Source organism: Fodinicola feengrottensis, assembly GCF_010993775.1.
Classification (GTDB): domain Bacteria; phylum Actinomycetota; class Actinomycetes; order Mycobacteriales; family HKI-0501; genus Fodinicola; species Fodinicola feengrottensis.
The window spans coordinates 237,090-248,709 of record NZ_WOTO01000004.1 but is presented as its reverse complement, the minus strand read 5'-3'; the positions used below and the strand labels follow the sequence as shown (position 1 = coordinate 248,709).

The following is an 11,620-nucleotide window of genomic DNA, read 5'->3' as shown; positions in this document are numbered from 1 at the left end:
GCGCGGCCTCGCCGCCGAACTCCACGCCGCGCTCTCACCCGAGGTCGTCGTCGCCTGCCTGGAACCGCTGGCCGAGGACGTACGCGCCATCGGCTGGGACGTACCGGTCAGCGCGCCCCACCTGGACAGCCTGATCCGCACTCTCGGCGCGTACTTGTGTTCCCGCGCACCCCAACTCGCGGTTTCCGGCCGTACGCTCGCCGTCCGCGGCCGGGCGGTGCTGGTCGACGCGGCGGCGAGCCGAGGGAGATGCCACCGGCCGCGGTCGCCCTCCTTCGTGTCCTGATCCGCCGACCCGGACACGTCGTCAGCCGAGCCGAACTCCTGCGCGCTCTCCCCGGCGGCCGCCACAAACCGCACGCCGTCGACAGCGCGATATCCCGCCTCCGAGCCACCATCGGCGACCCGCGCCTCGTCCAAACCGTGGTCAAACGCGGTTACCGCCTCACCGCCGACGACTGACAATAATTCATCACGTGTTGATTTATTGTTCGTTTGCCCGTACCTTGACAGACGGGGTCGGAAGTCTGTGGGCCGGCCATCAGGGGAGGCGTAGGACATCATGACCGCACAAATGGCGCATATCGGCAACCCGGCAGGCACCGCGAAGCCGCTGGTACGGGCGTTGAAGGACACCGATGCGACCATGCTGGCGGAGGTCGGCGGCAAGGCGGCGAACCTCGGCGAGATGACCCAGGCGGGGCTCCCGGTGCCGGGCGGTTTCACGGTGACCACCGAGGCGTACGCGAGAGTGTCGCCGCGGCAGCTCGACTACGACGACCCGCAACTTCCGGCGAATGCACGGAAAATCCTGCTCGAGACTCCCGTCCCCGACGACGTCGAAGCGGAGATCCGGGCCGCGTACGGGCAGCTCGGCGCTGACGTGCCGGTGGCCGTACGCTCGTCGGCCACCGCCGAAGACCTGCCGTATGCGAGTTTCGCCGGCCAACAGGACACCTACCTGCACATCATCGGCGCCGACGCGGTGGTCGACGCGGTGCGCCGGTGCTGGGCCTCGCTGTGGACGGATCGAGCCGTCGCCTACCGGTCCAGCAACGACATCGACCACCGGTTGGTGCAGCTCGCCGTGGTCGTACAGCGAATGGTGGACGCGGAGATCGCCGGTGTGCTGCTGACCGCGAACCCACTCACCGGGCGCCGACGTGAGGCCGTGCTCGACGCCAGCCCCGGGCTCGGCGAGTCGGTCGTCTCCGGTTCGGTGAACCCGACCATTTCGTCGTCGACGTCGACACCCGTACGGGTGTCATCAAGGAGCGCCGGCTGGGGGACAAGCGGACCCTGATCCGATCATTGCCGGACGGCGGTACGGAGACGGTCAACCTGCCGGATGGTTCGGAGACCGCCTGCCTGACCGACGCCCAGATCGAGGATCTGGCGGCGCTGGGTGACCAGGTCGAGAAGCACTACGGGCGGCCGCAGGACATCGAGTGGGCGATCGAGCCGGGTGGCCGGCTGTGGCTGACCCAGGCGCGGCCGATCACCACCCTCTACCCGCTGCCGACGGACGCGCCGGACAGCCCGGACGAGCTCCGGGCGTACCTCAACGTCAACGTCGCGCAGGGCATGTTCCGCCCGTTCACGCCGATGGGCCTGGCGGCTTTCCGGCTGCTCGGTTCAGGCGTCGCGGACCTGCTGCACCACCCGGTGGCCGACGCTCGGCAGGGCCCGCCGATCCTGAAAGAGGCCGGCGGGCGGCTGTTCGTCGACGCGACCGCGATCATTCGCAGCAAGATCGGCCGCGACATCATGCCGCGAATGCTGGACGTGATGGAGGCTCGCTCGTCGGCGATCATGCGGTCGCTCTTCGACGAGCCGCGACTGTCGGTCATCCACAAGTCGCGGCGGCCGGTGCTCTCCGCGGTCGTACGCGTGGGCGTGCGGTTCGGCGCGCCTCAGCAGATCGGGCGCGCGTTCGCTCGCCCCGCGGCGGCTCGAGAGTACGTACGGAACCTCGAAAAGAGCCTGCACGAGGGGGTCGGGCAGCCCTCCGACGCGGCCGGCCACCTGCGGGCCGCCGAGTGGATCCTGAACAACCGGACGTCCCGCATCATCCCCAGCGTGATGCCGACGATGGCCGCCGGAACGCTCGCGTACGTGCTCGCCGGCCGGCTGATCCCGGACGCTGACCAGGACCTGCGGCGGGCCGTGCTGCGTGCGATGCCGTACAACGTGACCACCGAGATGGACCTGAGCCTCTGGCGGCTGGCGTCGGATCCGCACGGACGCGGAGGCAGCCGCCGAGCTGGCGGACACCTCGGCGGCTGACCTCGCGAAGCGCTACAAGGCTGGCTCGCTCACGGCCACGACCCAGCGTGGACTGGCCGCATTCCTGGAAAAGTACGGCCGGCGGGCGATCGCCGAGATCGATCTGGGCATGCCGCGCTGGTCCGACGACCCGACCCACATTCTTGGCGTGCTGGCCAACTACCTGCGGCTCGATGACGAGCGGCTGGCGCCGGACGCCCAATTCGCCCGCGGTGCCGTCGAGGCGCAGGACGCGATCGAGCAGCTGGTCGCGTACGCGCGGAGCCACGGCCGGCTGCGGGCCCGGCTGGTTGAGTTCGGCCTCCGGCGGTCCCGGGAGCTGATCGGCATCCGCGAGTCGCCGAAGTTCCTGCTGGTCACCGCGCTCGGCATGGCGCGCGAGCACCTCGCGGTGATTGGTCGCGAGCTGGTGGCGCGGCAGCTGCTGGACGACGCCGACGACGTGTGTTTCTTCCTGGATTTCGGTGAGGTCGAGAAGGCGATCGCCGGGCAGGCGTACCAGCCGCTGGTCGCCGAGCGCCGGGAGGCGTACGAGCGGGAGGTCCGGCGCCGGAAGCTGCCTCGGCTGCTGCTGTCCGATGGCGCCGAGCCGGAGGTGACCACCAGCCGGGACGACCTGCCCGAAGGCGCACTCGGCGGCACCCCGGCGTCGTCCGGTACGGTCACCGGCGTCGCGCGGGTGGTGCTCGACCCGACCGGCGCCCACCTGGAACCCGGCGAGATCCTGGTCGCACCGTCCACTGACCCGGGCTGGACGCCGTTATTCCTGACCGCCGGCGGTCTGGTGATGGAGATGGGCGGCGCGAACTCGCATGGCGCGATGGTCGCCCGCGAGTACGGGATCCCCGCGGTCGTCGGCGTCCCGGACGCCACCCACGCCATCAAAACCGGCGACACCATCACCGTCGACGGCTCCACCGGCAGCGTCATCCAGCAAAGCGCTGCGCGGCTGATAGGCGCTGCCCGTTTGGGCTGACGATACTTCGGCAGCAACCTTCTCGTCCGGATGAGGCGTCCTCTCGGCGTGCTTACCTCATTGGAAAGGCGCCCGAGTATGACTGTGGACGGCGATGACCAAGGCTTCGTGGCGTTCGTCTCGGATCGTTCGGCGAGCTTGCTGCGGACCGCGTATCTGCTGGTAGGAGACCAGAGCCGAGCCGAGGATCTGCTGCAGACGGCGTTGACGAAGACCTACCTGCGCTGGGGCCAGCTCCGGGATCCGGCGGCCGCCACCGCCTACGTCCGGCGCGTGCTGGCCAACACCGCCACGTCGTGGTGGCGACTGCGGTCCTTCTCGGAGCGACCGACGGACCGGCTGCCGGAAGTGCCCGGAGCCGACCAGATCGGTGCCCGCGAGGACCAGCTCGCGATGTGGCGGCACTTACAGGCATTGCCAGCGCGACAACGCACGGTGCTGGTGCTGCGCTACTACGAGGACCTGACCGAGCGGGAGACCGCGGCGGCCATGGGCATTTCGGTGGGCGGCGTGAAAAGCATGGCATCACGCGGACTGACCAGGCTTCGGGCCCTGATGGGCATCAGCGGCGACGTCATGGTGGCGGGAGAGGTGTTCTGATGACGAACGACGTGGAAACACTGTTGCGCAGGACGATGCGGGAACAGGGTGTACGGGTTGACGGCCCACCTGTCGGCGGCGAGGAGATCGTCCGGCGCGGCCAGCGGGTACGCCGTACTCGCCGCTGGGCCATGGTCGCCGGCGTGGTGGTCGTCGTCACCGGTTTGCTCGGTGGGGCGGTCGGGCTCGGATCTTTCCGTGACCACTCGTCCGTCGTACCGGCGACCGGTGCGGTGCCGACCGGACCGCCCAAGGTGGTGAGCGTCCAAAAGGACAAGTTGTCTTTGCCTGGAGGCAAAACCGTCGCGCTGCCGCGGTCGGGCCTGACTGGCGGGGCCTGGGTCATCACGCCGGTGGCCGGAGGATGGGTCGCCAACAGTTCGGTGGCGGCGGTGCTGGTGTCGCCGGCCGGGGTGGTCAGCAGCCTGGTCGAGGGAGCGCACACCGCCAACCTGAGCGTGGTCGCGTCGCCGGACGGCGAGCGAGTGGCTGTTACCCAGGCTGGTACGGCCGGCAACCTCGTGCAGGTTTACCAGGTGAGGACCAGGAAACTGATCGGCACCACTTCGCTCGTACGATCCGAGTCGGAGGTCGGGCCGCCGGAAAGCCACGTGCTCGGCTGGTATCGGGACTCGGTCGTGCTCGGAAGCGTGCCACCCAGCGGCCTGCCGCAGGTCGGCCTGTGGGATTTCGCGGCCGGGCCGTGGAACGGCAAGGTGAGCCAGCACGGGGTCGGGATCGTGCAGGGCGCCGCTGACGGTGACCGGTTGCTCGGCTACACGATGGATCCGAAGGGCCGGGTTTGCGTTGGGTTCGTCGACCCGGCTCGTGACTTCGCGATGTCCGGCCAGAGCTGCGACTTCCAGGTCACCCAGGCGTTGGTCCGATCATTTCGGTGGCACCGGGCGGGAAGTCGATTGTGGTCACCGACCTGCTGACCAACGTGATCCGGGCCGCGACGGTCGAGGGTGACCATCTCGTCGCGGGGCCCAAGATGCGAGTCCCGTACCGGTTCCAGACCCTGAGCTTCGCCTGGGAGGACTCCGACACGGTGTTGGGGATCGGCAACCCGCCGTCCAACCCGGATGACACCATCCTGCGTTGCTCGGTGTCTTCCAACGCCTGCAGGGGAACCGGCTTCAAGGTTCCACGCACCATGGATCTCGGCCAGTTCAACGCCGCTGGCCTCACCCCGCAAAATCCCAGGTAACCCCTCGCGGTCAGGTCGTACGCAGGGTGATGGTGGTCCAGGCGCCGACGTGGATGCGGTCTCCGGCGGCGACTGGGCGTGGGACGTTGGGGGACAGGGCGGTGGGGTCGTCGTTGAGGGTCGTGCCGTTCGCCGAGCCGACATCGACGACGGCCCAGCCCGCCGCCGCCGGGTTGGGCGAGTAGGGCGGCGTGCAGGCGGGAGACGCCCGGGTCCTCTGGTGGGCCAGTCAGGTCGATGTCGGGCGCGATGCCCCGCGAAGTGCTCCGCCGGCCGATGCTGATTTCCTTGCTCCGCAAAGGAAAAGACCGCTCCGGGCAGTACGCCGGGAAGGCCACCGCGGCGGCGTCCGGGCCCTCGGCGGCTTGTACGACGTCGAAGTAGGCGCGGTCCGCGCTGATCACCGCGGTCCACTCGCTCGCCGCCGAGACGGCGAGGTCGATGGTCGGCAACGGCATCGGCAGCGGAGCCGTACGGGTAGCGGAGGCAACTGTTGGTGGGGGACCAGTGGGCGAGGCAGTGGCGGGTGACGCAGCAGTGGCGAGCGAGTCGGCGCCACAGGCCTCGCAGAACCGGCCGGCGAGCGGCGCTCCACAGGACCGGCACGGCTGGCCGTTGGGCCCGACCTCGGTCGACATGGCCTCGGTGGCGGCGGCGTCCGGGGAGACGATCGCGAGACCGCAGACGTCACAGAAGTCGTCTTCGGCGCTTTGGTGGCCAGCCGGGCAGGTGGGCATCAGCTGGGTCCCGGCTTCCCGACCCGCTTGGTGACCGTCGAGCGGGTGTCCAGTGTCATCTCGTCGACCGTCTCGACCTGGCGTTTGAGCCGTACGGTCCCGGTCACCGGGTCATCGATGTCGACCACCTTCGCGAGCAGCTTGGCGGTGTCCTCGTGGCCGGTCTCGGTGGCCAGCGCGACCGCCCGGCCGAGCTTGGCCGTGGCGGTCTCCACGTCGCCGGCCTTGCGGGCGGCCAGCCCCTCCTGGATCGCGGACGCCAGCTCGGCCTGCCCGGTGTAGTGCGCGACCTGCGGGTTGATCCGGGTGGACAGCGCGCTGTCATCCGTCCAGGTGGCGATGACCTGCGCTTTCCCCAGGATCTCGCCGTCCGGCAGGACCAGGCTGACCCGGCCGGCCAGCATCCGGTCGCCGACCCGGCGGACTGACCTGGACGCAGACGTGGTAGTCGCGGCTTTCGGTGCCCCAGGACGCCGTCGGATAGTCGCCGCTGCGCGGTACCGACTCGACCCGCCGGTCGGTGAGGTCCAGCAGCGACGGCTCGACCTGCTTCACGTACTTCACGGTCGCGCCCTGCGGGGTCCACAGCCGCAGCGCCACGTCGGCGACCTCCTTGCCCATCGCGGCGGCGGTCATCGACCGGAAGTCGGCGGCCAGCCCGGCCGGCTCGGCGATGATGTCGACGCTGCCGAGCATCCGGTTGGAGATCTTGCGCAGCTCGGCGACCTCCCAGTCGGTGCCGACCCCGCGGCAGTCGACCACATACTTGCCGGCCACCTGGCGCAGGATCGTGTCCAGCTTCTGCGGCGCCTCGTGTTCGTTGCGGCCGTCGGTGAGCAGGATGGCGTGCTTGATGGACGCCGGCTGGTCGGCGAACAGTCGATCGGCCAGCAGCAGCCACTCGCCGATCGCGGTGCCGCCGTCGGCGCGTACGCCCGCGAGCGCGCTCTTGGCCTCGGCGCGGGTACGGTCGTCGGCCGTCACCATCCGAGGGTGCCGCGGATAGATCATCTGAGCGATGTCCATGCCGTTGACCACCGCGAACTGGACCCCGTCGCGGAGCGTGTCGATCGCCACCGAGGTGGCCCGTTTGGCCTCCTCCAGCTTCCGGCGGGGCATCTCCATCGAGCCGGAGCAGTCCATGATGATCACTTCGGCCGCCGGTCCGGCCTGGGCCGTCGACGGGCCACCAGCGCCGCCAGTCGCGCTGACCGTGACGATCGCGTTGACCTCGGCGGCGCCTTCGGGCAGGTACTCGTTCTGGAAGACGGCCAGCTGGAACTGCGCGGTCATGCTTGTGGACTCCCAAGGTCTGTGATGGGGACTGGTACGACGACAACGGTGACGTTGTCGTGGCCGCCGGACTCCAGCGCGAGGGCGGTCAACGCCTGCGCGGTCTCGGCCGCCGGCCGGGTGCCGGCGGTGCCGGGTCCGGCGCGTACGGCCGTCGCCAGCCCGTCCAGTGCTGGCCGGTAGTTCCACAGCCCGTCGCTGCACAGCACCACCGCGCCCGGACCGTCCGGCTGGAACGTACGCACCTGCGGCTGGCGGTCCTCGGCGTCGGCGCCCACCCAGCGCGCCAACGCGTGTGCGTTCGGGTCGGCCATCGCCTGCTCGGCACTCACCCCCGCCGCCACCAGCAGCGATACGACGGTGTCGTCGACCGTCAGCTGCTGTTCGGTCAGGTCGTCGCCGATCCAGTACGCGCGACTGTCGCCCAGCCAGCCGACCGTCACCTCGCTCGCGGTGACGACCGCGGACACGTACGTGCACGAGGGCGCCTCGTGTGCGCGTACAAGCGCGTCCACCGCTTCGAAGGTGGCCGTCACCGCGTCGCCGGTCGCGTCCACCGCGTCGCTATGACTGAAGTCGTCGTTCTCCATAAGTGCCAACAAAAGCACGTCCGTGGCGGCATCGAGGCGGCCGCTTGGGACGCCTCGTCGGCGCGCTCCGAGGACGCCACCCCGTCGCACACCACCGCGACCACGGCCCGGGTCTGGCCGGTACGACCGACCGCGCCGAAGGCCATCGAGTCCTCGTTGCGGGCCCGCCGTCGGCCCCGGTCGCTGACGCCGGCCACTGGGCCGAGGTCGCACTCCATCCGGTCCCGCCCGGCCGGCCGGCCGTGGCCGCAGTTCTCGCAGAAGCCATCGGGTCCGAAGGAGGCGTCGCCGCAGCTCCGGCAGGCGCTGGCGAGGCCGACTGGGCCGCCGACCGGGGTCCGGCGCAGCAGCTGGCTTTCGCCGCACTCCTCGCAGAACCGCTGCGCTGGCTCGACGGGTTGGCCGCAGTTCGGGCAGCTCATCGCGGCCATCACGTCCACGTCCTTGGCCGGATCGCGTTCGCGAGGTCCACCAGAGCGATCCGGTCGGTCCGATTGCCGGCCTGGCGAGCCAGCGTCCGATAGCAGCTCTCCAGGCCGACGCGCAGGTCCGGCTCGACCAGCCGGTGCCCTAAAATCACGCCTCTCGCGGTGCCGTTGGGTTGCGTACGCACCCAACTGAGCGCGACTTCCAGCAGCTCGCGGGTGGCCTGCGCGGTCCGCTCGGCGTCCAGTTTCAGGGCGGCCAGCTGGGTGCCGGCGGTGACCAGGTCCGGCTCGGTCAGGTCGGTCGGCGCGCGGGGTGCCGGTACGAGCGCGGATCGCCGACAGCTGGGCGACCAGATAGTGGCTGGAGGTGTGCGGCACCGAGTTCAGCACGTCCACCGCCTCGATCCGGTCGCCGGTCGCGAGCAGCGCGCGGGCGAGGCCGAAGGCGAAGGCCGCGCGCTGACGTACGAGCGATCCGTCCGCCAGACGATCCGGTAGTAGCGCTCGGCGGTCCGCGCGTCCCCGGTCGCGGCGGCGGACACCGCGACCGCGAGTTTTTGGGCGCCGCCTCGCCCGGCAACATGTCGTAGACAGCGGTGAAGCGCTGCTGCGCGTCTTTCGGCAGGCCGTTGGCCAGCGCGACGAGCCCGCGATACCAGTCCAGCCGCCAGTCGTCCGGCTCGATGATGGTCAGCAGCTTGTCCAGCACCTTGGCGGCGCTGCCGGTCTCGCCGAGATCCAGATACGCGCGGGCGAGCCGCAGCCGGACCTCGACGCCCTCCACCTCGGCCGTGGACAGCTGGGTGACCAGCTCTTTCGGGTCTGTGGTGGTGACCGTGGCCAAGTACGCGATGCCAGAGTCGTCGGAGTCGGCCAGCGGCACCGGCAGGACGGCCGCGACCTCGGTCAGATCCGGCAGCTGGCCGAGCGAGCCGGGTACCCCGAAGGCCAGCCGTTCCGGGGTGAACTCCTTCGAGGCGCCGGGCCGCGGCTGGCCGTCCTTGGTCGCGAGCACCTCGCGTAGCACCCCGGTCAGCTGCTCGCGCATCTGTTCGGCGTCTCCGAACCGGCGAGCGGGATCCTTCGCCGTTGAGCGCAGCAGGAAGCGATAGTACGACTCGAACTCGGCCAGCAGCGGCACCTCGGCCGGCGTCGGCAGGGAGTGCCGGTAGGCGATCTGGAAGTCGAACGGGAAGCTCATCACCGCGAGGCTGCGACCGACTGTGTAGAGGTCGGAGGAGACCGACGGCCATGCCTCGCCGATCTCCGGCGCCTGGTAGCCGACGGTGCCGTAGATCGCCGACTTGTGGTCATCCGCGTGCCGGACCGCGCCGAGGTCGATCAGTTTCAGCTGCTCCTCGGTCTGGATCATGTTGTCCGGCTTGAAATCGCAGAAAAGCAGACCCGTGCTGTGCAGGAAGCCGAGCGCGGGCAGCATCTCCAGCGCGTACGCGATGGCCTGCTCCGGCGGCAGGCAGGCGCTCGGGTCGCCGGCCAGCCGGTTCGCCTTGATCAGGTCCTTCACCGACGTGCCGCCGATGTATTCCATGACGATGTAGCCGACCTCGGATTCAGCACCCGGATGCCGGTGGTTCACGAAGTTGTGGATCGGCACGATGCTCGGGTGCTCGACCTCGGCGAGGAAGCCGCGTTCGGCCATCGCGGCCGCCATCGCGTCCTCGTCACCGCTGTCCAGCAGGCCCTTCAGCACCACCCAGCGGTCCGCGACCGCGTGGTCCCTGGCCAGGTAGATCCAGCCGAGCCCGCCGTGCGCGAGGCAGCCGAGCACCTCGTACTGGTCGCGGACCAGGTCGCCGGCGGACAGCTTCGGGGTGAACGAGAAGTGGTTGCCGCAGTCCGGGCAGAAACCCTCCTCACGGCCTGGCTTCCCGTCCTTGCCGCGCCCCACCTTGATGCCGCACTTGCTGCAATAACGCTTGTTCTCCGGCACCTGCGGGTTGGCCATCACGGCGGTCGCCGGGTCGCGGGCCGGCACCCGCGGCACCTCGACCAGGCCGGCGCCGAGCAGCCCGCGGCTGGCCGTCCGACCGCTGGTCCGCCGGCTGCTCGAGCTGCTGGTCGACACGGTGGAGACCGTCGAGGTCGACGGCGTCCACGCGGCCGTACCACTGCTCGTGGTCGCGGCCGTTCTGGTCGACACAGCAGAGGCGCTGATGGCTTCAGCTTCGAGCCCGCAGCTGTCGCAGAAGCCGTCCTCGTCGAGGGTGCCGCCGTCGCAGCCAGGCTGGACACAGGCCGTCATGGTGACTCCTTCCCGTCTACCGCCCGACCGGTCGTCAACAGCGAGGTAGCGCTGGTCCGCTCGGTGATCGCCTGCCGGTAGCGGTTGACCGCCACGGTGGCCGCCGCCAGGTCACAGGGCGCCGTGAACAGCAGGTCGTGAGCGGTTCGATGCAATGCGGTGAGGTCCAGGTCCTCGGCGTAGCCGACCTGCCGGGCCTTGGCCTGGTACGCGTCGAGCCGGCCGCGCAGTTCGGCCCTGCGGTCCATAAGTCCGTTGTACGCATTCGTACTAGTGCGTACGGCCACGGCTGCGGCTTGCAAGTCCGTCTCCAGCTCCGCGGCCGTGCCAGCCAGCTGCTGCTGCCGCGACCGGTATGCCCGGAGGCACGCAGATCGTCGAGCCGCTCCGCAAGAGCGGTCGCCTGGTCCGGCAACGGTGACAGCCCGGGGTCCGCGATCTTCTCTCGTACCAGCGCGGCGGTCTGCGCGGCCACCTGCTGAGCGGTCGCGAGATCCGCCAGCCGCGAGGCCAGCTGGTCGAGCCGAGCCTGGAAGCTGTCCCGTACGGCCGCCAGCTCCTGCAGCTCGGCTCGTACCGCCGCGAGGTCCCCGGCGAGCCTGGTCAGCTCGTCGAACGAGGTGCCCAGCGGGTCGGCCAGCACGGCCTCGCGGACGGAGGTCAGCTCGGTGGCGATCCGCTCAACCCTGTTGCGGTTGGCGTTGAGAGACACCGCGAGCTTCCCGGAGGCGAGCAGCTGCGATTCCAGCGGGTCGAGTTGTGCGGCGATCCGGAACCAGGCCGTATCGACCGCGGTGAGCAGCTGGGTGATCTGCCGGTAGGTGGCGATCATCCGCTCCAGCAGCACCGGCAGGCTGATCCGGTCGGTCACCGCGGCCGGCACGGTCGCGCCACGCCGGTCGATTGGCATCCGCTCCGCGTCCAGTTCGACCACCGGGCCGGTGAGCAGCGCGCGCAGCTCGCCAACCTCGGCCGGCGTCGGCCGGGACCGCCGGTCGCGGACCTGCTGGGCCTGCTCGACCAGCCGGCGATGGACGCTGAACTGCGCCCACAACACCGACATGTCCTGCTTGGCCTGCGTCCAGCGGGTCAGGGTCACACCGGTCAGGACGGCATCCTTGAGCAACTGATGGCCGGGATGGGTGTCCATCTCCAACAGCGCGCCGGCCAGTCGGGCGTTCTCGTCCGTCTGTGCCTTGAGCGCCCGGTCCAGCTGCTCACGGGTCATCCCCGGTCT

At 70.1% G+C, this 11,620-nt stretch carries 12 protein-coding genes and 2 pseudogenes; 6 read left to right on the top strand and 8 right to left on the bottom strand.

The window, feature by feature from the left end:
* The 6 genes and pseudogenes from GNX96_RS49080 to GNX96_RS05450 all read left to right on the top strand — a co-directional run.
* Positions 1–286 (top strand): hypothetical protein (locus GNX96_RS49080; RefSeq protein ID WP_279579439.1); only part of this gene is annotated, 286 nt, incomplete at its 5' end.
* Entirely contained in the window at positions 250–462 is a 213-nt protein-coding gene (locus GNX96_RS49075; RefSeq protein ID WP_279579438.1) for a winged helix-turn-helix domain-containing protein, read from the top strand. The genes GNX96_RS49080 and GNX96_RS49075, both read left to right, overlap by 37 nt.
* A gap of 100 nt (positions 463–562) precedes the next feature.
* Positions 563–2,286 (top strand): annotated as a pseudogene (locus tag GNX96_RS62625) (PEP/pyruvate-binding domain-containing protein).
* A gap of 109 nt (positions 2,287–2,395) precedes the next feature.
* Positions 2,396–3,262, top strand: coding sequence for a PEP-utilizing enzyme (locus GNX96_RS49060; protein WP_279579436.1), 867 nt, complete (start codon positions 2,396–2,398; stop codon positions 3,260–3,262).
* 78 nt (positions 3,263–3,340) lie between these two features.
* The gene (locus GNX96_RS05455; RefSeq protein ID WP_163567248.1) at positions 3,341–3,862 is read left to right on the top strand and encodes a SigE family RNA polymerase sigma factor; all 522 of its coding nucleotides are present in this window, start codon (positions 3,341–3,343) and stop codon (positions 3,860–3,862) included.
* Positions 3,862–4,800 (top strand): hypothetical protein, encoded by a 939-nt coding sequence (locus GNX96_RS05450; protein ID WP_163567247.1) that lies wholly within the window; start codon positions 3,862–3,864, stop codon positions 4,798–4,800. Before GNX96_RS05455 ends, GNX96_RS05450 begins: the two co-directional genes overlap by 1 nt.
* On the opposite strand, the gene GNX96_RS67070 is transcribed toward GNX96_RS05450, so the two are convergent.
* From GNX96_RS67070 to GNX96_RS05420, 8 genes and pseudogenes are all read right to left on the bottom strand, one after another.
* Entirely contained in the window at positions 4,730–5,809 is a 1,080-nt protein-coding gene (locus GNX96_RS67070; RefSeq protein ID WP_279579435.1) for a hypothetical protein, read from the bottom strand. The genes GNX96_RS05450 and GNX96_RS67070 overlap by 71 nt on opposite strands.
* Complete coding sequence (locus GNX96_RS49055) at positions 5,809–6,213, bottom strand: hypothetical protein (RefSeq protein WP_279579434.1); 405 nt, start codon at positions 6,211–6,213, stop codon at positions 5,809–5,811. The genes GNX96_RS67070 and GNX96_RS49055 overlap by 1 nt, the downstream gene beginning before the upstream one ends.
* On the bottom strand, positions 6,131–7,102 hold the full coding sequence (locus GNX96_RS05435; RefSeq protein WP_279579433.1) for a vWA domain-containing protein: 972 nt from the start codon (positions 7,100–7,102) through the stop codon (positions 6,131–6,133). Before GNX96_RS05435 ends, GNX96_RS49055 begins: the two co-directional genes overlap by 83 nt.
* Positions 7,099–7,710 carry a PP2C family protein-serine/threonine phosphatase gene (locus GNX96_RS49050; protein WP_279579432.1) on the bottom strand — a complete coding sequence of 204 codons (612 nt, stop codon included), beginning with the start codon at positions 7,708–7,710 and terminating at the stop codon, positions 7,099–7,101. The genes GNX96_RS05435 and GNX96_RS49050 overlap by 4 nt, the downstream gene beginning before the upstream one ends.
* Complete coding sequence (locus GNX96_RS49045) at positions 7,635–8,123, bottom strand: double zinc ribbon domain-containing protein (protein WP_279579449.1); 489 nt, start codon at positions 8,121–8,123, stop codon at positions 7,635–7,637. Before GNX96_RS49045 ends, GNX96_RS49050 begins: the two co-directional genes overlap by 76 nt.
* Positions 8,123–8,380: a tetratricopeptide repeat protein gene (locus tag GNX96_RS49040; RefSeq protein WP_279579448.1), complete on the bottom strand. Its 258-nt coding sequence runs from the start codon at positions 8,378–8,380 to the stop codon at positions 8,123–8,125. The genes GNX96_RS49045 and GNX96_RS49040 overlap by 1 nt, the downstream gene beginning before the upstream one ends.
* A gap of 356 nt (positions 8,381–8,736) precedes the next feature.
* Positions 8,737–10,383: pseudogene (locus GNX96_RS05425) on the bottom strand (serine/threonine protein kinase); the annotation flags it as partial.
* A 34-nt stretch (positions 10,384–10,417) separates the two neighbouring features.
* Positions 10,418–11,611, bottom strand: coding sequence for a hypothetical protein (locus GNX96_RS05420; RefSeq protein ID WP_163567245.1), 1,194 nt, complete (start codon positions 11,609–11,611; stop codon positions 10,418–10,420).
* Positions 11,612–11,620 lie beyond the last annotated feature (9 nt).

What these genes read in the sequence shown, in the direction of transcription:
- GNX96_RS49075 (WP_279579438.1), top strand. Translation starts at nt 250, where the DNA reads ATGCCACCGGCCGCGGTCGCCCTCCTTCGTGTCCTGATCCGCCGACCC.
- GNX96_RS49060 (WP_279579436.1), top strand. Translation starts at nt 2,396, where the DNA reads ATGCCGCGCTGGTCCGACGACCCGACCCACATTCTTGGCGTGCTGGCC.
- GNX96_RS05455 (WP_163567248.1), top strand. Translation starts at nt 3,341, where the DNA reads ATGACTGTGGACGGCGATGACCAAGGCTTCGTGGCGTTCGTCTCGGAT.
- GNX96_RS05450 (WP_163567247.1), top strand. Translation starts at nt 3,862, where the DNA reads ATGACGAACGACGTGGAAACACTGTTGCGCAGGACGATGCGGGAACAG.
- GNX96_RS67070 (WP_279579435.1), bottom strand. Translation starts at nt 5,809, where the DNA reads ATGCCCACCTGCCCGGCTGGCCACCAAAGCGCCGAAGACGACTTCTGT.
- GNX96_RS49055 (WP_279579434.1), bottom strand. Translation starts at nt 6,213, where the DNA reads ATGCTGGCCGGCCGGGTCAGCCTGGTCCTGCCGGACGGCGAGATCCTG.
- GNX96_RS05435 (WP_279579433.1), bottom strand. Translation starts at nt 7,102, where the DNA reads ATGACCGCGCAGTTCCAGCTGGCCGTCTTCCAGAACGAGTACCTGCCC.
- GNX96_RS49045 (WP_279579449.1), bottom strand. Translation starts at nt 8,123, where the DNA reads ATGGCCGCGATGAGCTGCCCGAACTGCGGCCAACCCGTCGAGCCAGCG.
- GNX96_RS05420 (WP_163567245.1), bottom strand. Translation starts at nt 11,611, where the DNA reads ATGACCCGTGAGCAGCTGGACCGGGCGCTCAAGGCACAGACGGACGAG.